Source organism: Rhodopila globiformis, assembly GCF_002937115.1.
Classification (GTDB): Bacteria; Pseudomonadota; Alphaproteobacteria; order Acetobacterales; family Acetobacteraceae; genus Rhodopila; species Rhodopila globiformis.
The window spans coordinates 41,820-63,900 of sequence record NZ_NHRY01000114.1 but is presented as its reverse complement, the minus strand read 5'-3'; the positions used below and the strand labels follow the sequence as shown (position 1 = coordinate 63,900).

Annotated in this window: 28 protein-coding genes; 16 read left to right on the top strand and 12 right to left on the bottom strand. The window is 67.0% G+C overall.

The annotated features are described in order from the left end of the window. Positions 1-12 precede the first annotated feature (12 nt). A complete protein-coding gene (locus CCS01_RS11545; protein WP_104519000.1) occupies positions 13-879 on the top strand; it encodes a universal stress protein in 867 nt (288 codons plus the stop codon). Positions 880-1,094: 215 nt separating this feature from the next. Here the strand turns inward: CCS01_RS11545 and CCS01_RS11540 are convergent, their stop codons facing one another. After that, a complete protein-coding gene (locus tag CCS01_RS11540) occupies positions 1,095-1,424 on the bottom strand; it encodes an FtsB family cell division protein (protein WP_104518969.1) in 330 nt (109 codons plus the stop codon). 126 nt (positions 1,425-1,550) lie between these two features. Between CCS01_RS11540 and CCS01_RS11535 the strand changes: the two genes are divergently transcribed. The 5 genes from CCS01_RS11535 (at position 1,551) to CCS01_RS11515 (ending at position 4,970) form a co-directional block, all read left to right on the top strand. Then, a complete protein-coding gene (locus tag CCS01_RS11535) occupies positions 1,551-1,799 on the top strand; it encodes a hypothetical protein (protein ID WP_104518968.1) in 249 nt (82 codons plus the stop codon). Positions 1,800-1,877: 78 nt separating this feature from the next. After that, the gene (dapD, locus tag CCS01_RS11530) at positions 1,878-2,717 is read left to right on the top strand and encodes a 2,3,4,5-tetrahydropyridine-2,6-dicarboxylate N-succinyltransferase (RefSeq protein ID WP_104518967.1); all 840 of its coding nucleotides are present in this window, start codon (positions 1,878-1,880) and stop codon (positions 2,715-2,717) included. Next, the gene (gene dapE / locus CCS01_RS11525; protein ID WP_104518966.1) at positions 2,714-3,841 is read left to right on the top strand and encodes a succinyl-diaminopimelate desuccinylase; all 1,128 of its coding nucleotides are present in this window, start codon (positions 2,714-2,716) and stop codon (positions 3,839-3,841) included. The genes dapD and dapE overlap by 4 nt, the downstream gene beginning before the upstream one ends. Next, positions 3,838-4,404: a hypothetical protein gene (locus tag CCS01_RS11520; RefSeq protein WP_104518965.1), complete on the top strand. Its 567-nt coding sequence runs from the start codon at positions 3,838-3,840 to the stop codon at positions 4,402-4,404. Before dapE ends, CCS01_RS11520 begins: the two co-directional genes overlap by 4 nt. Continuing rightward, positions 4,401-4,970 (top strand): hypothetical protein, encoded by a 570-nt coding sequence (locus tag CCS01_RS11515; protein WP_104518964.1) that lies wholly within the window; start codon positions 4,401-4,403, stop codon positions 4,968-4,970. The genes CCS01_RS11520 and CCS01_RS11515 overlap by 4 nt, the downstream gene beginning before the upstream one ends. On the opposite strand, the gene truA is transcribed toward CCS01_RS11515, so the two are convergent. Genes truA through def form a run of 3 tightly spaced genes read right to left on the bottom strand, consistent with a single transcriptional unit; the run spans position 4,960 to position 7,224 of the window. After that, on the bottom strand, positions 4,960-5,721 hold the full coding sequence (gene truA / locus CCS01_RS11510; protein ID WP_104518999.1) for a tRNA pseudouridine(38-40) synthase TruA: 762 nt from the start codon (positions 5,719-5,721) through the stop codon (positions 4,960-4,962). The genes CCS01_RS11515 and truA overlap by 11 nt on opposite strands. Before the next feature lie 29 nt (positions 5,722-5,750). After that, positions 5,751-6,659: a methionyl-tRNA formyltransferase gene (gene fmt, locus CCS01_RS11505; RefSeq protein WP_104518963.1), complete on the bottom strand. Its 909-nt coding sequence runs from the start codon at positions 6,657-6,659 to the stop codon at positions 5,751-5,753. Between the two features lie 4 nt (positions 6,660-6,663). After that, positions 6,664-7,224 carry a peptide deformylase gene (def, locus tag CCS01_RS11500; protein ID WP_104518998.1) on the bottom strand — a complete coding sequence of 187 codons (561 nt, stop codon included), beginning with the start codon at positions 7,222-7,224 and terminating at the stop codon, positions 6,664-6,666. Between the two features lie 167 nt (positions 7,225-7,391). Here def and CCS01_RS11495 point away from each other — a divergent pair, with 167 nt between their 5' ends. Together CCS01_RS11495 and CCS01_RS11490 are read left to right on the top strand one after the other, a co-directional pair. Beyond that, entirely contained in the window at positions 7,392-7,871 is a 480-nt protein-coding gene (locus tag CCS01_RS11495; RefSeq protein WP_104518997.1) for an Hsp20 family protein, read from the top strand. A 131-nt stretch (positions 7,872-8,002) separates the two neighbouring features. After that, positions 8,003-8,230, top strand: a complete 228-nt coding sequence (locus tag CCS01_RS11490; RefSeq protein WP_104518962.1) for a DUF1150 family protein — start codon at positions 8,003-8,005, stop codon at positions 8,228-8,230. A gap of 165 nt (positions 8,231-8,395) precedes the next feature. Here CCS01_RS11490 and CCS01_RS11485 read toward each other — a convergent pair whose 3' ends face one another. The 8 genes from CCS01_RS11485 to CCS01_RS11450 form a co-directional block, all read right to left on the bottom strand. After that, positions 8,396-9,187, bottom strand: coding sequence for a sulfite exporter TauE/SafE family protein (locus CCS01_RS11485; protein ID WP_104518961.1), 792 nt, complete (start codon positions 9,185-9,187; stop codon positions 8,396-8,398). Positions 9,188-9,589: 402 nt separating this feature from the next. Then, positions 9,590-10,342, bottom strand: a complete 753-nt coding sequence (locus CCS01_RS11480) for a hypothetical protein (RefSeq protein WP_146101702.1) — start codon at positions 10,340-10,342, stop codon at positions 9,590-9,592. A 46-nt stretch (positions 10,343-10,388) separates the two neighbouring features. Next, a complete protein-coding gene (locus CCS01_RS11475; RefSeq protein ID WP_104518959.1) occupies positions 10,389-11,033 on the bottom strand; it encodes a cytochrome b/b6 domain-containing protein in 645 nt (214 codons plus the stop codon). A gap of 14 nt (positions 11,034-11,047) precedes the next feature. Continuing rightward, on the bottom strand, positions 11,048-12,763 hold the full coding sequence (locus tag CCS01_RS11470) for a tetrathionate reductase family octaheme c-type cytochrome (RefSeq protein WP_204848230.1): 1,716 nt from the start codon (positions 12,761-12,763) through the stop codon (positions 11,048-11,050). Positions 12,764-14,120: 1,357 nt separating this feature from the next. Then, complete coding sequence (locus CCS01_RS11465; RefSeq protein WP_204848229.1) at positions 14,121-15,512, bottom strand: cytochrome P450; 1,392 nt, start codon at positions 15,510-15,512, stop codon at positions 14,121-14,123. A gap of 62 nt (positions 15,513-15,574) precedes the next feature. Then, positions 15,575-16,279 (bottom strand): flagellar type III secretion system pore protein FliP, encoded by a 705-nt coding sequence (gene fliP, locus CCS01_RS11460; RefSeq protein WP_104518996.1) that lies wholly within the window; start codon positions 16,277-16,279, stop codon positions 15,575-15,577. 185 nt (positions 16,280-16,464) lie between these two features. Continuing rightward, on the bottom strand, positions 16,465-16,719 hold the full coding sequence (locus CCS01_RS11455) for a flagellar biosynthetic protein FliO (protein WP_104518956.1): 255 nt from the start codon (positions 16,717-16,719) through the stop codon (positions 16,465-16,467). Continuing rightward, the gene (locus CCS01_RS11450; protein ID WP_146101701.1) at positions 16,716-16,973 is read right to left on the bottom strand and encodes a hypothetical protein; all 258 of its coding nucleotides are present in this window, start codon (positions 16,971-16,973) and stop codon (positions 16,716-16,718) included. The genes CCS01_RS11455 and CCS01_RS11450 overlap by 4 nt, the downstream gene beginning before the upstream one ends. 107 nt (positions 16,974-17,080) lie before the next feature. Between CCS01_RS11450 and CCS01_RS11445 the strand changes: the two genes are divergently transcribed. The 8 genes from CCS01_RS11445 to CCS01_RS11410 all read left to right on the top strand — a co-directional run bounded on the left by CCS01_RS11445 (position 17,081) and on the right by CCS01_RS11410 (position 22,079). After that, positions 17,081-17,452, top strand: coding sequence for a flagellar basal body rod protein FlgB (locus CCS01_RS11445; protein WP_239992117.1), 372 nt, complete (start codon positions 17,081-17,083; stop codon positions 17,450-17,452). A gap of 2 nt (positions 17,453-17,454) precedes the next feature. Continuing rightward, positions 17,455-17,868, top strand: a complete 414-nt coding sequence (gene flgC / locus CCS01_RS11440; RefSeq protein ID WP_104518953.1) for a flagellar basal body rod protein FlgC — start codon at positions 17,455-17,457, stop codon at positions 17,866-17,868. After that, on the top strand, positions 17,865-18,182 hold the full coding sequence (locus CCS01_RS11435) for a flagellar hook-basal body complex protein FliE (RefSeq protein WP_104518952.1): 318 nt from the start codon (positions 17,865-17,867) through the stop codon (positions 18,180-18,182). Before flgC ends, CCS01_RS11435 begins: the two co-directional genes overlap by 4 nt. Before the next feature lie 3 nt (positions 18,183-18,185). After that, complete coding sequence (fliQ, locus tag CCS01_RS11430) at positions 18,186-18,458, top strand: flagellar biosynthesis protein FliQ (RefSeq protein WP_104518951.1); 273 nt, start codon at positions 18,186-18,188, stop codon at positions 18,456-18,458. Positions 18,459-18,461: 3 nt separating this feature from the next. Then, positions 18,462-19,226 carry a flagellar biosynthetic protein FliR gene (locus tag CCS01_RS11425; RefSeq protein ID WP_104518950.1) on the top strand — a complete coding sequence of 255 codons (765 nt, stop codon included), beginning with the start codon at positions 18,462-18,464 and terminating at the stop codon, positions 19,224-19,226. Between the two features lie 3 nt (positions 19,227-19,229). Then, positions 19,230-20,285, top strand: a complete 1,056-nt coding sequence (locus CCS01_RS11420; protein ID WP_104518949.1) for an EscU/YscU/HrcU family type III secretion system export apparatus switch protein — start codon at positions 19,230-19,232, stop codon at positions 20,283-20,285. Positions 20,286-20,611: 326 nt separating this feature from the next. Beyond that, positions 20,612-21,652, top strand: coding sequence for a recombinase RecA (gene recA, locus CCS01_RS11415; protein ID WP_104518948.1), 1,041 nt, complete (start codon positions 20,612-20,614; stop codon positions 21,650-21,652). Continuing rightward, positions 21,621-22,079: a cytidine deaminase gene (locus CCS01_RS11410; RefSeq protein WP_104518947.1), complete on the top strand. Its 459-nt coding sequence runs from the start codon at positions 21,621-21,623 to the stop codon at positions 22,077-22,079. Before recA ends, CCS01_RS11410 begins: the two co-directional genes overlap by 32 nt. The last annotated feature ends 2 nt before the right edge of the window (positions 22,080-22,081 follow it).

Genomic DNA, 22,081 nt, shown 5'->3' with positions numbered 1-22,081 from the left:
ATGGAGCTGACCATGGCAATACGCAAGCTTCTGCTTCCCCTGACGGGGACCGCGGCTGGCGAGGCCGCACTGGCGACCGCCCTGACGATCGCACGCGCCTGGAACGCTCACGTGACGGCTTTGCACGTTCGCGTCGACAGCCGCGACGTCGCGCCGCTCGCCGGCGAGGGCCTGTCCGGTGCGATGATCGAGGAAATGATGTCGGCTACGGAAAAGGAGAGCAACGAGCGGGCCCATGCCGTCCGCGCGATGTTCGAGCGTTTCGTCGCCAAGCACAACGTCGTGGTGCAGGAAGCGCATCCCGGCGCCGACTACGCCTCGGCCAGCTTCGCCGCCGTGACCGGGCGGGAGGAAGACATCGTGGCGCAGCAGGCGCGGCTGGCGGACCTGACGGTCGTGCCGCATCCCGACAGCGGCGATGAGGCGTCCTCGTCCGATGCCCTGCACGCCGTGCTGTTCGATTCCGGCCGCCCGGTGCTGATCTCGCCGCAGATCGAGCAGCCACGCATCGGCACCCGCGTCGGCATCGCCTGGAACGGCACCGCCGAGTCGGCGTCCTCGGTGCAGGCGGCGCTGCCCTGGATGCAGCGGGCCGAGGCGGTGGCGATCTTGTCGGCCGAGGGCTACCAGCGGCGCGGCCCGGGAGCGCCGGAGCTGATGTCCTACCTGGCGCTGCATGGCGTGCATGCGCACCCGATTTCGTTCCGCTCCATCGGCGGCTCGGTCGGTGCCGGGCTGCTGGCCGCGGCGACGGATTTTGGCTGCGACCTGATGTCGATGGGGGCCTATTCGCACTCGCGGCTGCGGCAGCTGATCCTGGGCGGGGTTACCCGCCATGTGCTGGAGCATGCCAAGCTGCCGGTGATGATGAACCGTTAACGGCCTCTCGTCATGGCCGGGCGTGTCCCGGCCATCCACCCTGCACCGTTGAAACGCAGATGGCCGGGACACGCCCAACGATGACGATAGGGAGACGACCTGGCGCCGCCACTTCGGTTATCCCGACACGCCCGACCATGACGGGGAGGCACCATCCTGACCTCTATCTTATGCCAGCGCCGATGGCGTTTACTCCATCACGCCGCAACCCGCGGTCAGAACATCTTGTCCTGCGGGCTGAGCTTGATGATCACCTCGGTGGGGTCAGCCAGATTGTCCATCGCGCGGGCGCGCTCATCCAGCGTATCGGGGTCCAGGTGGCTCGCCCGCAGGCCGGACACCCGTATCTCCCAGGCGTCGCGCTCGGCCTTGGCGGCATCCCGGTCGACAATGACCTGGCGCAGCAGTTCCTCCTGCTGGCGGCGGGCCACGAGGCCGCGGTCGCCCTGGGTTGCGTTCCAGCCGAAATACAGGGTGATCGCCAGAAATATCGACGGCGCCAGCATCAGCCGGGCGCGTCGTTTCAACTCACGGCCAAGTGACATCTAACGCTCCTGGAGTCATGGCGCGATGTTACACGGTCGCGCGCGGGTCGTGAAGAAAAAGCCTTAAACCTGCCCAATAGCCGCCATCTCTGTCGGCCAAGGTGCCATCCAGGGAAGGAGGCAATCATGCGCTTTCGCACTTTGACCTTGGCTACGCTGGCCGCCGTGTTCGCCCTGGGCGCCGCCGCGCCGGCTTTCGCCTACGATGACTGGGGCCGTCGCGAATGGCAGGGCCATGAGTGGCGGGAACACCAATGGCGGGAACACGAATGGCGTGAGCATGAGTGGCGGGAACACCATCCCTACTACGGCTACTACGGCCCGCCGCCAGCCTATGGCTACTACGGCGCGCCGGCCTACGGGTATTACCGCTGACGGTGACCGCAATGGCGCGTTGACAGGAGAGGGGACGCTGCGCATCGTCCGGCCGCTTCAACCAGGAAACGGTCGCGGATGACTCAGCATAGCCTGCAACAGCCGATTGAGGATCTTTGGGAACAGCGGGAGACGCTGTCGTCATCGACGAAAGGCGCCGCCCGCGAAGCGGTCGAGGCCGCGCTGGAGGCGCTCGACCGCGGCGACGTCCGGGTTGCCGAGAAGGTGGGCCGCGACTGGCAGGTCAACCAGTGGCTGAAGAAGGCGGTGCTGCTGTCGTTCCGCCTGAACGACTCGACAGCCATGCAAGGCCCCGGCGGCGCGCCGGTGTGGGACAAGGTGCCGGTGAAGTTTGCCGGCTGGGACGAGAACCGGTTCAAGGAGGCCGGCTTCCGCGCCGTTCCGGGCGCCGTGGTCCGCCGTTCGGCCTACATCGCGCCGGGCGCCGTGCTGATGCCCAGCTTCGTCAACGTCGGCGCCCGGGTCGGCCGCAACACCATGGTCGACACCTGGGCCACTGTCGGCTCCTGCGCGCAAATCGGCGCCAACTGCCACCTGTCGGGCGGAGTCGGCATCGGCGGCGTGCTGGAGCCGCTGCAGGCCAACCCGGTGATCATCGAGGATGACTGCTTCGTCGGTGCCCGGTCCGAGGTCGCGGAGGGCGTGATCGTCGAGCAGGGCAGTGTGCTGTCGATGGGCGTGTTCATCGGCGCCTCGACCAAGATCATCAACCGTGCGACGGGGCAGGTGCACATGGGCCGGGTGCCGGCTTATTCGGTGATCGTCCCCGGCTCGCTGCCGGGCAAGCCGTTGCCGGACGGGTCGCCGGGGCCGTCGCTCTACTGCGCGGTGATCGTCAAGACGGTGGATGCGCAGACCCGGTCGAAGACCTCCATCAACGAACTGCTGCGCGATTGACCGACCTGAGCGACCCCTTGCCGCTGGCGCAGGCGCTGATCCGCTGCGCCTCGGTCACCCCTGCGGATGCCGGCGCGCAGGATGCCCTGGCGGGCATGCTGGAACGGCTCGGCTTCACCATCCACCGGCTGCGGTTCGGGGAGATCGAGAACCTGTTCGCGCGCATGGGCACCGACGGGCCGCATGTCTGCTTCGCTGGCCATACCGACGTGGTGCCGGTGGGGGCGGCGAACTGGCACAGCGACCCGTTCGGCGGCGAGGTGCGCGATGGCGTGCTGTATGGCCGCGGCGCCTGCGACATGAAGGGCGCGATCGCCGCTTTCGTCGCCGCCGTGGCGCAGCATGGGACGCAGGGGCAACCCAGGGGCTCGATCAGCTTCCTGATCACCGGCGACGAGGAAGGGCCCGCGGTGGACGGCACCGTCAAGGTGCTGGAATGGATGCAGGCGCACAGCCAGGTCCCTGACTTCTGCCTCGTCGGCGAGCCGACCTGTCCGGTCAGGCTGGGCGACATGGTCAAGATCGGCCGCCGCGGCAGCGTCAACATGACGGTCACCGTGCACGGCACGCAGGGCCACGTCGCCTATCCGCACCGGGCCGACAACCCGGTGCACCGGCTGGTCAGCGCCCTGGCCGCTTTGACCGCCGCGCCGGTGGATGCCGGCACCGACTGGTTCGAGCCCTCGACCCTGCAGGTCACCAGCATCGACGTCGGCAACGCCGCGACCAACGTGATCCCGGCGGCGGCGCGGGCGGCGCTGAACATCCGCTTCAACGACGCGCACAGCGGCGCCTCGCTCACCGCCTGGGTGCGGGCGACGCTGGCGCGCTATGCCGAGCGGTTCGACCTGGATGTCTCAATCAGCGGCGAGTCCTTCGTCACGAAGCCCGGTCCGCAGGTCGAGATCCTGCGCAGGGCGATCCAGGGCGCTACCGGGATCGACCCGAAGCTGGACACCGGCGGCGGCACCTCCGATGCCCGGTTCATCGCCAACTACTGCCCCGTCGCGGAGTTCGGCCTGGTCGGCGCGACGATGCACCAGGCCGACGAGCGTGTGCCGGTCGCCGAGTTGCGCGACCTCGCGCGCATCTATCGCGACATCATCGCGGCGTTCCTGGCATGAACCAGCGCGCCGCGCCCCGGCCGAGCATCCTGGCCGGCATCCTGCGGATCGCCCGCGGCCGCGCCGACGGCATCGCCTGCTTCGGTGCCAGTCCGCAGGCGTTCCTGTCCAGCCTCGCGCCGCTGTTGGCATTCCCGCTCGCCGGGGCCCTGCTGACGTTGTCCTCAGACGGGCCGATCGTCGCCCTGACCAGCCTGGCGGTTGCACTGTGCGCCGTGCTGATGCCGGCTGTCCTGTCGTTCGAGCTGGCGCGCCTGTGGAAGCGCCAGAATAACTGGCTGCGTTTCGCCACGGCGTTCAACTGGTGCGAATGGATCCTGCCGGTGGTGGCCGGCGTGGCCATGCTGCCGCTGAGCCTGGCCGTTGCCGCCGGCATGGACGAGGCGACGGCAAGCCTCATGCTGGCCGGCATCCTGGCGGGCTACGGGCTCTGGCTGCACTGGTTCCTGGCCCGGAACGCGCTGGGGTTGTCGGCCCTGCGGGCGGTCACGCTGGTGATCCTGGTGAATCTCGCGACGGGCGTCACCTTGATGGGGCCACACGTGGTGGCCAGGCTGCTGTGACCGGGGCCGTCGCCTCCGTCACCTCCGGGCTATTCGCCGCGCTGCGGCTGGCGCGGGGGCGCGCCGACGGAGTCGTGCTGGTGCCGGGTGACCGCGCCACCGTCATCCGCAGCTTCTGGTCGATCCCGTTGAGCCTGCCGGCGGTCATCGCCCGCGTGGTGATGTCCTGGGCGGACAGCGGCGTCCCGTCCAATGTCGCCCACGAACTTGGGCGGGAAGTGATGGTTTTCGTGCTCGGCTGGCTGGTCTTCGTCGAGATCACCCACCGCCTGGCGCCGGCGCTGCAGCGGACGGGCCGCTGGGGGCGGTTCATCGCCCTGTGGAACTGGTGCAACGTCATCGAGGGCATCATGGTCGTCATTGGCGGCATCCCCGGCCTGCTTGGGGTGCCGCCGATCGTCGATCAGGTGTGCGAACTGGTGACCATCGGCTGGGCGCTGTGGCTGGAGTGGTATGCCACGCGGCTGGCGCTGGGCGTCACGCCGCTGCTTGCCACGGCGCTGGTGGTGCTCGACCAGTCGATCGGCATCCTGCTGGCGTCGCTGGCGCTGTCGCTCAGTTCCTGAACGGGTCGTCCGGATAGCCGACCCGCGTCAGCGTCAGGCCTTCCGGCGGCGCGGTCGGGCCGGCGGCGGCGCGGTTGCGGGCGGCCAGGGCGGCGGCGACGCGGTCGGCGGTCCAGCGTCCCTCGCCGACAAGCTTCAGGGTGCCGGCGAAGTTGCGCACCTGGTGGTGCAGGAAGCTGCGCGCCTCGGTGACGATCTCGACGATGTCGCCGTCGCGGGAGACGTCCAGGCGGTCCAGCGTGCGCATCGGCGACTTCGCCTGGCAGGCGGCGGCGCGGAACGAGGAAAAGTCGTGGCGCCCGAGCAGGCGCTGCGCCCCGTCGTGCATCGCGGCGGCGTCGAGCGGGACCGGGACGTGCCAGACGCGCCCCGCCAGCAGCGCCGGGCGGGCGCGGCGGTTGAGGATGCGGTAGCGATAGGTGCGCCGGTTGGCCGAGAACCGGGCGCTCCAGTCGTCCGGCACGGTGGCGGCCTGCAGCACGACCACCGGATGCGGCTTCATGTGGAAGTTCAGGGCGTCGCGGACCGCGCGGGCCTGGAAGCCGTCGGGCAGGTCGATGTGGGCCACCTGGCCCTCGGCGTGCACGCCGGCGTCGGTGCGGCCGGCGACGATGCTGGGGACGGGGGCGCCATTGGCCAGGCGGGATGCGGCCTGTTCCAGCACGCCCTGGACGGACGGGCCGGTCTCCTGGACCTGCCAGCCGACGAACGGGCCGCCGTCATACTCCAGCAGCAGGGCCCATCGGGTCATGGGGATTGGCGGGGCCAGGCCGATCGGCATCACTGCCCAAGAACAGTGCCCGGCGGGACAGGATGACCGCGTAGGAAGGCGTCCGTGTCGAGCGCCGCGCGGCCGGGAAGCTGGACGCGGGTCAGCCGGATCGCGCCTTCGCCGCAGGCGACGGTCAGCCTGTCGTCGATGACCGTGCCGGGCGCGCCTGTGCCCTCAGCCGGCCGGGCGGCCAGGATCTTGAACGGGTTGCCGTTCAGCACGGTGGACGTGCCGGGCCACGGGTCGAAGGCCCGAATCCGCCGATCGATGACGGCGGCGGGCGCGGTCCAATCGATCGGCGAGTCGTCGCGGGACAGCTTGGGTGCGTAGGTCGCGCCGTCCTCCGGCTGCGCCACCGGCGCCGGTGGCGAGTCCAGCGCCTGCAGGATCAGCTTCGCGCCCAAATCGGCCAGCGTGTCGTGCAGGCCGGCGGTGGTGGTCTCCGGGCCAATGGGCACACCCTGCCACAGCAGCATCGGGCCAGTATCCAGCCCAGCGTCCATCTGCATGATGGTAATCCCGGTTTCGCCATCCCCCGCCAGGACCGCGGCCTGGATCGGCGCGGCGCCGCGCCAGCGCGGCAGCAGGCTGCCGTGGATGTTCAGGCAGCCGCGCCGGGGCGCGTCCAGCATCGCCTGTGGCAGGATCAGCCCGTAGGCCGCGACCACGGCGACGTCCAGGCCGAGTGCGGCGAACGCGGCCTGGGCTTCGGGATCCTTGCGCAGGCGGGGCGGGGTGCGCACCGTCAGCTCAAGCTCGTCCGCCACGACATGCACCGGGCAGCGCCGGACGGCGTGGCCGCGGCCAGCGGGCCGGGCGGGCTGGCAATAGACCGCGGCGATGTCATGCCCGGCGCCATGAATTGCCCGCAGGGCAGGGACGGCGAAATCGGGGCTGCCCATGAAGGCCAGACGCATGGCGCTACTTCCAGGCGCTTTCCTTCTTCTGCAGCGCCCTCTGCTCCTTGGCCAGGCGGCGCATGATCATGTTGCGCTTCAGCGCCGAGAGGTGATCGACGAACAGGATGCCCTCCAGATGGTCGATCTCGTGCTGCAGGCAGGCGGACAGCAGGTCCGAACCGTCGATTTCCTTTTTCGCGCCGGTTTCGTCGAAGTAGCGCACCTTGACGCGGGCCGGGCGGGTGACGTCGGCGTACTGGTTGGGCAGCGACAGGCAGCCTTCCTCGCGGGTGGCAAGATCTTCGCTGACCGCGACAATCTCGGGATTGATCAGCGTCAGCGGCTCGTGCTTGTCGTTCGGCTTCAGGTCGATGATAAGCAGCCGCAGGCCCAGGCCGACCTGCGGCGCGGCCAACCCGATGCCGGGCGCGGCGTACATGGCGGCGTACATGCGCGGGATCAGCTCGCGCACGATGTCGGCGTCCCGGTCCTCCACCGCGCGGGCGCGCGCCTTCAGGACCTGGTTGGGGGCGATCAGGATCGGGATCTGGGTGATGGCGGGGGGGGAAAGGGTTGTGCTCATGGTCTCGCTGATGTGGCGGCGTGATCGCGGCCGATCGGCACCGGCCAATGGAATGTCCCTAGCGATGAAACGGGGCCTCTTGCAAGTACGGCCGCTCTTGCCAAGATAGTGCGTCACCAGGATGCCGTCACGGGTCCCGGTAGTTGCTTCGCTCGCAGGAGGGGGCCTTGAGCACTCGAATGTTCACGTCACCGTTGTTTCTTGGCTTCGACCATCTTGAGCAGATGCTCGAGCGTGCGTCCAAAACGTCGTCCGACGGCTACCCGCCGTACAACATCGAGCAGATCAGCCAGACCGGGTTGCGCATTACGCTCGCCGTCGCCGGGTTCACTATGGATGACCTGCAGATTACCCAGGAGGATAACCAGCTGGTTATCCGCGGGCGGCAGACAGACGACAGCCAGGGGCGGATCTTTCTGCACCGCGGTATCGCGGCGCGGCAGTTCCAGCGGTCGTTCGTGCTGGCCGAGGGGATCGAGGTGCGGGGCGCCTGGCTCGACAACGGCCTGCTGCACGTCGACCTGGCAAAGCCGCAGCCCGAGGTCCGGGTGAAGAACATCCCGATCTCCCGCGCCACGGCGGGGAGCGTCATGCGGCCGAACGGGACGGACGGTGGAACGGTTGTTGAGAGTAAGGCGGAACAGTGATTAATTGCGAATGACGCAGGGGCCGCGAAGCGGGCCTGCGAAACCAAGAACGGCGACGGGGCTTTGTAAAGACCGTCGGAAAGGAGTACGAATCCATGAATATGAACTCAGGCGACCGGGCTGACACAGCCATGCAGGTCAATGAGCCAACGGTGATTGATGTCCGCCATCTGTCCGAGCAGCAGCTTGCCGCGCTGGGCATGACGCGTATTGCCTATGTGAAGCCCGTCGTCATTGACGGCGTTCCGGGTTTTGCGATCCACGCCGCCGACGGAACGCCGATGGCGGTCGCGGAAGACCGGGATGTGGCGGTCGCTGCCATCGTGCAGCATGAGATGCACCCGCTTTCGGTTCACTGATCCCCGCCATGTGTTCCACTGACCGGATGTCGCCGCCGCCACAGGTGGCAGCGACAGGCTGGTAACCCAGGGGAACGCCCAGGGCGACGTGATTGCGCTGTGGACCGGAGAGGCGCCCGGCACCCAAAAATCAGACCCAAGGGGTCCGTCCAGAGGCAGCTGGTGTTACCGGCCGATCCAGCCGGCGCTGTGCGCCAGCATGTAGAGTGCCACCGACGCCACGATCGCACCGAACACGCGGTTCAATGCTTGCCGGTTGCGCGCCAGGTGCCCGGCGACGGCTGCGCCCCCGACACCGCCGGCGACGCCGCCCGCCAGGAACAGCCCGGCGATGGGCCAGTCGATCAGGCCGGAAACGGCGTAGTTGATCGCCGTGGTCAGGCCGAAGGCGCCCACCGACACCAGCGACGATCCGATCGCCTCCAGCGTCGCCAGGCCGCAGATCAGCGTCAGCGCCGGCACGATCAGGAAGCCGCCGCCGATGCCGAAGAAGCCGGCCAGCAGGCCCGTGCCAAGGCCGCTGCCCGCGAACCGGCCGGCCAGGGCCGGGGTCAGGTGGAACGGCCCGGCGACGATGAGCCGGCGTGGCCGCTGCATCAGCGCGGCGATCACGATCATCAGCAGCGCGAACAGCACCAGCAGGCGCTGGCCGTCGAACGCCTTCCCGGCGGTGGAGCCGATGAACGCGCCCAGCACGCCGCCGGCTGCGAACACGAAGCTGGCGCTCCACCGGACATTGCCGGCGTGGGCATGCGAGATCAGGTTGACGAAGGCGTTCACCGCCACCGCCAGCGCACTGGTGCCGATCGCGATGTGCGGATCGCTGACGCCAACCACGTAGAGCAGCAGCGGCACGGCGAGCACCGAACCACCACCGCCGATCAGCCCGAGCGAGAACCCGACCAGGCCGCCGCAGCCGATGGCGAGAGCAGACTGCATCAGGTCCATGGGTGGCATGACGGTTGCTCCATGGCGGATGATCGCACAGCGACTCCGCCGCAAGTGGGACAGACGGGTTGGAAGGCCGGCGCGACGACGATCCTGCCAGCCGCCTGGATGGCAGGCTTGGCGACTGCGATCAAGATTACGGTATGCTACCGCGGACCCGATATGACCTGTGGTTGATCCGCGGGGTTCGCCGGCCATCGTCAGGGGCGTGCCATCCCGGCAGGCATGTGCCGCCACCGGTGGCCCGAACAAGCCGCATTGGCGCCAGGTTAAAGGGCAACAGGACATGGGTCGTCGCCCTATCGTTATGGCCGGGCGTGTCCCGGCCATCTACCCCGCCCCGTCGAAGCGCGGATGGCCGGGACACGCCCGGCCATGACGGAGGGGGAACGGATCGGGCCGGCCAAAGCTCTATGGCTGGCCCTGGGTCAGCAGGGTCTTGCCCGCGCCGTCCTTCAGCACGACGTCCTGCACCTCGATCGCCACGACCTTGTCAGCGGCTCTCGTTCCGGTGACATGCCCGGCGATGTCCACGGAAAACGGCTGGTAATTGTCAATGGCCGAGTCGATGGCGGCCAGGGCCGTGGCGTCGGTGCAGTGCAGCTTATGGAAGGACCCGGACTGCGGGTACACGTAATGGAACGGCGAGTTGTCGAAGTAGTAGCCGACATGGCCGATGAACAGGCGATTGTTCATCGTATAGGACTGCGCGGACTTGTCGTAACTTTCCAGCGTGACGTCGTCGGCCACGATCAGGATATCCGGGTGCGACTTCGCCAACCGGATCAAGGCGTCAATCGTCTGCTTTTGCGCAAGGGTCGGCCGTACCGGCGGCGGCGGAACGATGTCCTGGGTGTTCTCGGTCAGGATCGCGCTGTAGTCCACCGGACCGGTGGCGTAGGCGTAGTAATACACCTTCAGGAGAACCGCCGAATCCAGCAGGGCGCGGCCGTCCCGAACCTTGAACGCCTCCACGCTCAGCGCCTGGTCCGGCGCGGCGATCGACGGCGCGGTCCCCGGCGTGTCGGCGAGGCCCGGCGTCGATTGCTGTGTCCCGGTCGGCTCCGCCCGGGCCGCGAGCAGGGGCGCCGAGACGGCGGCGGCGCACAGCATCCGCACGGCCGCGGACGGTACCAGTCGAAATCCGGAAATAGTGCCAATCATCGGACAGTCCATTCAGGCTGATGGTCACGCGGTCCCGGACCGGCGCTCACGCGCCGGTCTTGGAGGCGACGGATTCCGGTTCGACCTCGTCACGGGCGACCTCCCACCCGGTGATCATGGCCTTGGTGTAGGTCAGCGGGGTCTTGCCGGTGGTGATCAGGTAGAGGTGCGCGATCAGGAAGAACAGCAGCATGTAGGCGGCCGCGGTGTGCGCCCACGCGACTTCGTTGACCGCCAGGCCGAGCGGCATGTGCGGCAGCCAGTCGTAGCTGTAGAGCAGCAGCAGCGCGCCGCTGACCCAGACCAGCGGATGAACCATCAGCTTCAGCCACAGATAGGCCAACCGCTGCAGGGGATTGTGCTTGTGCCGGATCCACTGGTGGTGCGGATAGCGCTGCTTGAAGAATATCCCCCAGATGTAATAGAGGATCATCTTGTCGATCTTGTCGAACGTCGGCGTGTACTGCTTCCACTCGCCAGTGGTGAAGTGCCAGAAGATCGCGAAAATCCACAGCGTCACCAGCGCCCAGGCGAGGTAGCCGTGGACCTGCACGGCCGTGCTGAAGTCGAACCAGTGCAGGTAGCCGTGGATCTGGAAGCCCGTCACCAGCAGGGCGATGATCAGCGCCGCCTGGGCCCAGTGCCAGAATCGCTCGAAGCCTTTGAACAGATACATCCGGTGCGCGGTCATGGCGTCCTCCTGTGTCAGAACTTGCGGCGCAGCCACATGGCGACGCGGATCGTTCCGTGCAGGAAGACGGCGACGCAGGCGAGTGCCGCCATCAGCAGGCCGATGCGCTCGATCCAGGGCTGATGGTCCGTGGCCCGGCCCGGTATGTAGACTCCGTCGATGTTCTGCAGGCGCCCGTTGTTCGCGTGGCAGTCCCGGCAGGCCAGCGCCTTGCTCTTCGGCGCCACCATGTGGGTGATCGGCCAGTACATCGCGGTCTTTTCAAAGCCGATCTCCCCGGAGAAGGGCAGGTTGGCTGCCTTCATGCCGACGGTGATGGCCTTCTTCCAGTCATACGCCATGGTGAAGGCGTCGTCGTCGAAGCCGAACGAGTGGAACACCGCGAGCGTCCCGGTCTTCATGTCGTACGGCTGGTTGTTGCGGGAAATCTTGAACGGCCAGATGCGCGACTTGCCGTCGGTCGCACTGCCCTCGATCTGGTTGATGGCGACGACGCCATTCTTGTCCGGCCGTGCCTTGTCACCGATGTGCAACCAGTCCTCGGTGCCGTTGAACCAGCGGTAGTCCGGTACGACGTTCACGCCCCAGGCGAAGCTGCCCTTGACGCCCCAATAGGTATTCCAGCCGCGCTTGTCGACCATCACCAACGGCGAGCCATTGGGCGCCAGCTTGCCGGCGGTGGCGTAGTTCCAGTCCAGCTTGGTCGGAAGACTGCCGCGGGCGAATTCAGGGATGTGGCAGGTCTGGCAGGCGATGTCCCGGGTATGCATGTTGAGCGTGCCGGCGACCAGCGCCGTGATGTCATCGTTACGATGATGCGGAGTCTCGCTGTGGCACGACTGGCAGGTGACGGCGTTGCCGTTGTGCGGCGCCCCGCGCAGGAAGGCATCGGACACCGGGACGGCGTCGATCGTGTAGTGACGGCCGCTGATGCGGTGGTCGCCAGATTGGTGGCACTGCTGGCAGGGGAAGTTCAGCCCCTTCGCGTCCATGTGCACGTCGAGATCGTGCGACGGTTCATCGAGCGAACTGTCGAGGTCGCCGTGCTTCACGCCGTCGCCGCCGCCGCCGTAGAAATGACACAGGCCGCAGGTGTAACGTGTCGGCGGCCCGACGCTCTTGGCGATCTGCGGCAGGTCCTCAGGCAGGACGTAGGGCTTGTCGGTGCCATAGACCTCGTTGCAGCCCGGGCGCACAGCGATCTTTTCCATCGCCGGGTTGCCGCCGATGAACGGAATCTTGCGATAGGTCTTGGTCTGGTCGTGGCAGGCGAGGCAATCGACCCGGTCCTCGGCGCGTTGGCTGAAGGGAATGAACGTGTTCGGGTCGGTGCTGCCGTAGCCGATGTGACAGACGGTGCAGAACTGTTCGTTGCTGATCGGACTGACACAGAAATTATTATAGACCTCGTTCTTGCCGACGATCCGCTTGGTTTTGGGGTCCCACGCCTTCCAGGTCCAGTGGATGTTGGACATCACCTGCCTGGCGGCCTGGGTATGACAGCTCAGGCAGGCCTGCGTGACCTGCTCGGGCGTCGTGAACGGCCCCTGGAGCTGCTTGAAATCCTTGTGGTCCTGCGGAGTCCGGGTGCCGACGTAGCCATCGGTTTCCTGCGGCACGCTCATCGGTCGCGTGACCGCCGCTACCTTCGTGGCGGCATCATCGTGCGCCGCCGGTTGGGCAAAGGCGGCTGCCGGCTGGCTGGCCGCTAGCATCAGGGACGCGAGCACGTTGATCGCCTGGCCGCGGCGGCGCGGGCGTGGCGTGGACTGGGAGGATGAGTCTCCGGCCCGGGCCTGACCGTGGCGGATGTGCAGGTCAGCGGCTACTGAATTCCGGGCCTGCGCACCAGCAGGCCGGCGTGCATCGAGGCCGATACGAGGCATCGGGACGTCTCCATCAACGTATTATTCGGCTCGGTACCCTGCGAAATTATTTGCAGCGAACCAAACCGCCGGCAGCCACGGCCAACATCTTTCGGAAGCGGGCCGATCCATCCGCGTTTCGGGGCGACATCTATTACAAACAGGTTATTCAATCAAGGCCGTTCGGGACGTATCGAGATATATTTTCTGAATATGCGAATTATCAGATATAAGGACATAATGTGTTGTTTTCGCTCGAATGTTTTGTGCCGGTGGCTGGCCTATGGCCGGCAAAGTAACAAAGATGCAGGCGCGGTACAGCTTTCGCGCTTCAGCCGGCAGCCAGACCAGCGCTACGTTCTCCCGCTGCCTGACCGCTTCGATCACGAACAGACCAAGGCACCCGCGGCATGCCCGGGCTTCCAGGCACGCGGCGCTGAGCACGGCCTGAGGAATCGAAGCTGAATGACGGTTCAGTATGCGGTTGTGTATCCGCCGTGCCGAGGCTGCTTCTGGGGCGCTTTCGGAGTCATGGGCCGTATCGCTGCATGAGACAGGGCCATCCCCTCATAGGCGTTAAAATAGGGGGTTGGGGGCACGGCCATTTCCGCAACGTCATGGTGGGCGAAGGCTCACCATCCACGCCTTCTGCTGATGTCGGCACCGTAAGGCGTGGATGGCGGTCCTTCGGCCGCCATGACGACAGTGCAATCGCGCCGGCTGTACTGCTATTTTAACGCCAATGGCGCCATCCCCTGACAACCGCCAGGATAACACCAGTCTTGGTGGATTCGCGTCTTTGTATCAAAGCCACCGGTTGTAACTGCATGGCCAATTACCGTGTTCCCCGGACAGGTTCGCGCGGTTTCTTACGCCGCTTCAACACAAGCCAGCCAGCAGCGTCGCCATGCCGATCGGCATTTTTCGCAGCTTTCTGGAAGAGACATGTTGCCGGCTTTCAGGACGCGCCGAGGTGGCTCGGCTGGTCAGGCTCCGGTCCCGGGTGCCCTACGCCTTATCCAGTCGCAGGCAAGTGGAACGACCAAGCAAAATAATCGGAGATGAACCGGCCCCTGCATCGCGGCCGGCTCGCTGCCATTCATTGCCGAACGGCGGGTCCGGCAGTGCTCCGCTCAACCGAGCCTATGGGTGGGGCAGGGTCGTTCCCCTTTCATGATGGCAGTGTCCGGCGGCAGGCGACCGTATCCCGCCGTGGGCTCTTCTACGCCATGTCCCGGACTGGCTGCAGCGTCACCGGCAGTCCATCCTTCGGCTGCGGTATCGGCCACATTTTCCACTCCGTCTCGTGGCCCGGCGCCACGCTGACCCGGACGTTCCGCAGCAGGTGCCGCATGAAGCACTTCGCCTGCATGAACGCGAAGTTCAGCCCGAGGCACATATGCGCGCCGCCACCGAACGGCACGAATGCATAGCGATGCCGCCCGGCCTGCGCGACGTCGGTGAAGCGTTGCGGATCGAAGCGATCCGGCTCGGGCCAGATCTCCGGCATGTGGTGGGTGAACAGCGGGTTGATCCCGACCGAGGTGCCGGCGGGGATCGCATATCCGGCGAAGGTGAAGTCGCGCAGCGCCCGCCGCGGCAGGGCCGGGACCGGCGGGATGATGCGCAGCGCCTCCTTGAACGCCATCTCGGTCAGCGGCATCGCCTCCAGCCGATCGAACGGCAGCGGCGCGCCGTCCGCAAGGCCGAGTCCGGCGATTTCCGCACGCAGCCGTTCCTGCCAGTCCGGATTGCGCGCCAGCAGCCAGACGAAGGCGCTGAGCGAGGAGGTCAGCGTGTCATGGGCCGCCAGCATCATGAAGCTCATGTGGTCCACCACGGCGCGGGTGGACATCAGCGTGCCGTCGTCCATCCGCGCGCGGCACAACTCCGAAAACAGGTCGTCGCCCCCTGCCTCCCGCCGGATCGGCACCTGCCGGCTGAGCCAGTCGACGACCCGGGCCCGCCCGCGCACGCCACGCTGCATCTGCGTCCCCGGCAGCGGCGCGCGGATCGGGGCGATCGTTGCCGCGACCATGTCGACGAAGGCCGCGGTGATATCCGCGGTCTCGGGGCCAAAGCCAACGCCCAGGAACGAGGTCGCCGCCAGATCGAGCGTCAGCCGCTTCATCGCCGGGTAGAACAGCATCGGCCCCGGCGCCGCCCGCCACTCGGCCACCCGCGCCGCGATGCCGGCATCCAGGGCGGCAAGATAGGCCCGCATCGGCCCGGCCTTGAACGCGACCGACAGCACGCGGCGCTGCAGGCGGTGCTCGTCGAAATCCATCATCATCAGCCCGCGCGGAAACACGCGGTCCATGAACCGCCCCCAGCCAAGTTGCGAGGAGAACAGCCGCTGCTGGTCGAACAGCACGAGCTCGTTCGCCTCCGGGCCGAGCAGGGTCACGCCGGTTTCGCCCAGGATGCTGGCGCGCACCACTTTCCCGTGCCGGGACCCGGCCGCTTCGAAGAAGCGCTTCGGATCGGAAAGCGCGGTGAACGTGCTGCCGACGAGCGGCCACCCCTTCTCGCCCGGGATATGCGCCAGGGCGCGGACGGGCGGCGGCATGACGGATCTCGGCACGGGTTGCGCGGCAGCGGCCGACGTGGTCACGAAGTCCTCCTCTGTTCCTGGCGGTCAGCCAAGCATAGGTGTGGTCGTATGATCTCCGATGATCAAGAACCAGGGGTCACAAAGCTCTGAACCAGGCTGCCGGCGACGAGGCGCCAGCCATCGACCATCACGAAGAAGATCAGCTTGAACGGCAGCGATACCGCGCTGGGCGGCAGCATCATCATGCCCAGGCTCATCAGCACGCTGGCGACGACGATGTCGATGATCAGGAACGGCAGGAACAGCAGAAAGCCCATCTCGAACGCCCGGCGCAACTCGCCGACGATGAAAGCGGGAACCAGGGCGCGCCAGGGGACCGACGCGGCGTCGGCGGAGGGCGGCAGGCGGCCAAGGTTCTGGAAGAAGGTCAGGTCCTCGTCCCGGACGTTGTCGACCATAAACTGATGGAACGGCGCGGTGGCGAGGCGCAGGCCCTCGATTTCGGAAACCTGGCCCTGTGTCATCGGCTGGATGCCGTCGGTCCAGGACTGCTCCAGCACCGGCTGCATGACGAAGAACGACAGGAACAGGGCCAGGCCGATCAGCACGATGTTGGGCGGCGTGCTCTGCGTGCTGAGCGCGTTGCGCAGCAGCGACAGCACGATGACGATGCGGGTGAACGCGGTCATCATCACCAGCAGGCTGGGGGCGAGCGACAGGACGGTGATCAGCGCGGTCAGCTGGACGATCCGCGCGGTCGCGCCGGCCTGGCCGGCGGCGCCAAGGTCGATGCTGACCGATTGCGCGTGGGCCAGCGCGGGCGCCATAAGCAATCCCGCCGTCAGAAGCCAGCGCCATATGGCAGGCCGCGCGAAGGTTGAGGAGACGGGCCGGCGGCCCTTCGTCATGGCGCCGGCAGGGTCTCCATCCACGCCTTCCACTGGTAGCGGCAAAGGTGTGGATGGCCGGTCCGCGTCGGCCATGACGATCGGGGCTGCGGTTCGCTGCAGCTTCATGGATCGCGCACCCACCCGACCACCAGATCCTGGCCGCCTCCGGTCAGCACGATCACCTGCCGATCGGCGCATTCAATAAGATGCAGGCGGCGGCGCGGGTCGAGCGCAACGGTCTCCCGCACCACCAGGCTGCGTCCGGTGCGGGGGACGGAGCGCCAGCCAACGGCTTGCAGCAGCCGGGCGAGCAGGCCAATGAGCGCGAGCACGCCCATCAGGGCCATCACGGCAACCGCGACCGTCTGGCCGGTCACGCCGCCTGCCTCGCCAGGGTTTCGAACAGGTGCTCGATCGGCGGTTGCAGGCTGGCCAGCTCGGCGCGCGCCTGCAGCCGGAGCGCGGGCGGCAGGTCGAGCGCCCGGGCGCAGAGCATGGCCATGGACCTTTCCAGGCCGCTCAGGTCCGGGGCCTGGCCTCTGTCGATCGCGGCCTGCGCCTGCTGGACGATGCCGCGGATTTCCGCGAGCAGGGCGCGCAATGGTGTCAGGCTGTCCGTTTCTGCCGGCATGACGCCATTAAGGCGCGGGAAGGTGAAGAAACGGTTAACGGGTGGCCGTTAACGCTTTCTTTAGATTTGCGCGCCAGACTGCGCGCATGGACCCAAGCAGAATTGCCTTGTTCGACGTTGCCGAAAAGCGGCTGGTCTGGATGGCGCAGCGGCAGGCGGTGCTGGCCGGGAATATCGCCAACGTCAACACACCGGGATACCAGGCACGGGACCTGACGCCGTTCGCGCAGGTGCTGGCCGGCAGCGGAACCCTGGCGCCGGTGCAGACACAGCCCGACCATCTGCCCGGCACGCTGCCGAGCGGCGTGGCATCGGTAACATTGCAGCCGGCCAAGGCGCGGATTATCGATGGCAACGCGGTCGCCCTGGACGGACAGCTCACCAAGGTCGCCAATACCGAGACGGCGCAGTCGCTGGTCACCACCATCTGGAAGAAGTACGTCAGCCTGTTCGACCTGGCGCTTGGACGGTCCGGTTAGCCATGGCAGGCGACCTGAACACTACCCTGGAAATTTCCGCCAGCGGCATGGACGCGCAGACCGCGCGGCTGCGGGTGATCGCGCAGAACATCGCCAACCAGAATTCGACCGGGGCCTCGCCAGGGGCCGATCCCTATCGCCGCAAGACGATTACATTCGAGAGCGCCCTCGACCGCGCGGCGGGCGTCGATACCGTTCGGGTCAAGTCCATCGGCGTCGACACCAGCGACCTGCCGCTGCGCTACGATCCATCGAATCCGGCCGCCAATGCGCAGGGCTACGTCAAGCTGCCCAACGTCAACACCTTCATCGAGGTGATGGACATGCGGGAGGCCGAACACGCCTACAGCGCCAACCTCGCGGTGATGCAGGCGACGCGCAGCATGCTCAACCAGACCATCGGCCTGCTGAAATGAGTACGATCCCGACCATCGTCGTCACGCCATCCGCCGCCGCCGAGGCGTATGCCCGCACGGCGCGCGAGGCCGGCGCCGGAGGGGCGAGCGGCGCCGCGCCCGATTTCGGCACGGCAGTGCAGCAGGCGCTGGACCAGGCGATCCAGACCGGCCACCAGGCCGACGAGCAGGCGATGCAGGCCGTCAGCGGCACCGGCAACCTGACCGACGTGGTCACCGCGCTGTCGCATGCCGAGTTGACCCTGCAGACGGCGACGGCGATCCGCGACCGCGTCGTGCAGGCCTACCAGGACATCATCAAGATGCCGATCTGAGCGATGAATGAACTGGATACGGCGGCGCTGTTGCGGGAGTGCCTGGTGGTGGTCCTGAAGCTGGGCGGGCCGGTGCTGGGCGTGGCGCTGGTGGTCGGGCTGGTCGTCTCGGTGCTGCAGGCGGTGACCCAGATCAACGAGGCCATGCTGACCTTCCTGCCCAAGCTGGCTGCCATCGGCCTGGCGCTAATCGTGTTCGGGCCGTTCATGGCCGCGACGCTGACGGCCTTTTCCCATACGATCTTCGACCGCCTTGTCGCCGTCGGCGGGTCATGAGCGATGGACTGGACCTCGCTGCTGTGTTGGGCGCCGGTCTTTGCTCTGGTCCTGGCGCGCGTCGGCGCAACGATGGCGCTGCTGCCGGGCCTGGGTGAGAGCGCCGCGCCGGCGATCGTGCGCATTGGCCTGGCGCTGAGCATCACGATCCTGCTGCTGCCGGTTGCGCAACCTCTGACTCCACCGGTTCCGGACTCCGGCCTTGCAATGGCGCTGATGGTGGCGGGGGAGGTCGTGACCGGGCTGTGGTTCGGCTGGGTTGCGCGGATGATCGTCCTGGCGCTGCCGATCGGCGCGCAGATCATCGCTTATCTGATCGGCCTGTCCAACGTGTTGCAGCCGGATGCGGAACTCGGGGCGCAATCGACGGCGCTGGGTGTGCTGTTCGAACTGGCGGCGCCGATGCTGATCCTGGTTTCCGGACTTTATGTGCTGCCGTTGCAGGCGCTGGCCGGATTGTTCACGCTGATTCCGCCGGGCCACATGTTGCCCGGTGGCGACGGCGCACAGGTCGCGCTGCAAACGGTCGGCACGGCCTTCGCCCTGGCGCTGCAACTCGCCTCGCCGTTCGTGGTGGCCAGTGTCGTCTGGAATGTGGCGGTCGGCCAGATCGCCCGCGTCGGCGGGCGCATGCAGATCTATTTCGTCGCCATGCCGGCGCAGATCCTGGGCGGGCTGGCTTTGCTGATGCTGACCGGCAGCACGATCATCCTCGTCTGGCGAGACAAGGCCGAGAGCGTCCTGGGCCTGCTGCCGGGAAGCCCATGACCGATGGCCGAAGAGTCTGCAACCGGCGACAAGACGGAAGCAGCAACCGCGCGGCATATCCAGCAGGCGCGCGCGGCGGGCAACGTGCCGGTTTCGCGGGAGGCGACAGTGTTCGCCAGCCTGACGGCGGTGGTCCTGGTGCTGGCCTACCAGTCGCAGAGCGGCCTGCGGGACCTGTTGCTGAACCTGCGGTTGCTCCTGGCCCAGAGCCATGGACCCGGGGTGGGGGTGGAGAGCATCGTGCCGCGTGTGCTCTCGGTGGTCACGCCGGTGCTCGCGGCGGCTGTCGTCGGCGCGGCCGCCGCGGTACTGCTGCAAACCGGCTTTCTGCTGAGTGGAAGCCCGCTCCAGCCCCGGGCATCGCGGCTCAATCCGTTTGCCGGGGTTAAGCGCGTCTTCGGCTGGCACGGTCTTGAGGAACTGCTGCGGTCGGTGGGCAAGCTGGGCATTTTCGGCGCCGCCATCTGGGTCGCGATCCAGGATGACCTGCCTGAACTGATGCTGCTGCCACGGGAGGACCCGGGCCGGCTGCCCTCGGTGGTAATCCGGCCGGTGTTCCATATCCTGCTGGCCAGCGTGCTGTGCCAGGCGGCCCTGGCTGTCCTGGACGTCGCCTGGGTCCGCTTCCGCTATGCCCGCGACCTGCGCATGAGCCGCCAGGACATCCGGGACGAACTGAAGGATACGGAAGGCAATCCGCACACCAAGGCCCGCATCCGCCGCATCCGGGTGATCCGGGCGCGCCGGCGGATGATGGCGAAGGTGCCCAGGGCGACGGTGGTGGTGACCAACCCGACGCACTACGCGGTCGCGCTTGCCTATGACCGCGCCGTCAATCCCGCGCCGCGCGTGGTGGCGAAGGGCGTCGACGCCGTGGCGCTGCGGATCAGGGAGGTGGCGGAAGCCGCCCATGTGCCGGTAGTCTCCAACCCGCCGCTGGCACGGGCGCTGTACCACCTGGACCTGGATGCGGAAATCCCGGCGGAGCACTACAAGGCGGTGGCGGAGATCATCGCCTATGTCTGGCGGCTTGGCCGGAGCGCACGGCCAGTATCTTGAATTCAGGAACAGGAGGCTCCGATATCATCGCCGGGTGGCTGCCGATCAGGCTATTCCGAATCGGCTGCGCAGGACGATTGTGGTGGCCGATCGATGGGCGTTGTGTCCGATGGGCGTTCAGGCGAGAGCTTCATGTTCGCAGAAAGTTCTTGTCGTGCGGCCGTGGATGGAACATAAGAAGCACAGGCGGCCAGGGATTCTGTTCGGCGACTCAATTGGACCAGAATCGCGACGATGTCTGCACGTATCGGTTGTAAAGTTGCGGCCAGTAAGCGTAAATTGGTTGACAGAGCGGTCAACCTGTCTCGAACCGAGGAACATGAGGAATGGAAAAGAATAAGGCGCTCGACGCGGCCGTGGCACAGATCGAACGTGCTTTCGGCAAGGGATCGATCATGCGCATGGGTGCGCGGAGCGGAGACGACCAGATCGAAGTGATTCCATCCGGCTCCCTCGGTCTCGACCTGGCGCTGGGCATCGGCGGCGTGCCGCGCGGCCGCATCATCGAGATCTACGGCCCGGAAAGCTCGGGCAAGACCACGCTGGCGCTGCACGCGATCGCCGAGGCGCAGAAGCGGGGCGGCACCTGCGCGTTCCTGGACGCCGAGCACGCGCTGGACCCGTCCTATGCCCGCAAGCTGGGGGTCGATGTTGATAACCTGCTGATCAGCCAGCCGGACGCCGGCGAGCAGGCGCTGGAGATCGCCGATACGCTGGTCCGCTCGGGCGCGATCGACGTGCTGGTGGTGGACAGCGTGGCTGCGCTGGTGCCGCGGGCGGAACTGGAAGGGGAGATGGGCGACAGCCACATGGGCCTGCACGCCAGGCTCATGAGCCAGGCGCTGCGCAAGATCACCGGCAGCGTCAGCCGCAGCAAGTGCATGCTGATCTTCCTGAACCAGATCCGCATGAAAATCGGCGTCATGTTCGGCAACCCGGAGACGACGACGGGTGGCAACGCGCTGAAGTTCTATGCCTCGGTGCGGATGGAAATCCGCCGTATCGGTCAGATCAAGGAGCGTGACGAGGTGGTCGGCAACCAGACCCGGGTGAAGGTGGTGAAGAACAAGCTGGCGCCGCCGTTCCGCCAGGTCGAGTTCGACATCATGTATGGCGAGGGCATCAGCAAGGTTGGCGAGTTGTTGGACCTTGGCGTGAAGGCCGGAGTTGTGGAAAAATCCGGCGCATGGTTCAGCTACGACAGCCAGCGCATCGGCCAGGGGCGGGAGAACGCCAAGCAGTTCCTCCGCGAGCACCGCGAGGTCGCGGACGCGATCGAGACCAAGGTGCGCGAGCACTCGGGCGTCATTGCCAACCTGATGATGTCCACGCCCGATGAAGGTGAGGAAGCCGAAGCCGCTGAATGATGCGGTCCTGCGGGATATCGCGCTGACGGGCGATGACCATGAACTGATCGCGGCGGCCAACGCGGTGCTGGAACGGCATTACCGGCCGTTCTGGCACATGGTGGCGGCGGCGTTGCGCAGCAAGGACGGAAGGATCTGGACCGGCGTGCATATCGGCACGACGGTCGGCCGCCTGGCTATCTGCGCCGAGGCGGTGGCGCTGGGCCGGGCGATCCTGGAAGGGGACGGGACGGTGCAGACGGCGGTGGCGATCCGCCATCCCAAGCCGGAAGAGGAAGATCGGGAACTGGCCGTGGTGCCGCCGTGCGGCGGTTGCCGGGAGATGATTTTGGATCACGCGCCCGAGGCGATGGTGATCGTTCGGGATGCCAATGGGCTGATCAAGCTGCCGGTACGGACGCTGTTGCCGCTGCCATACCGGCGGTAGGC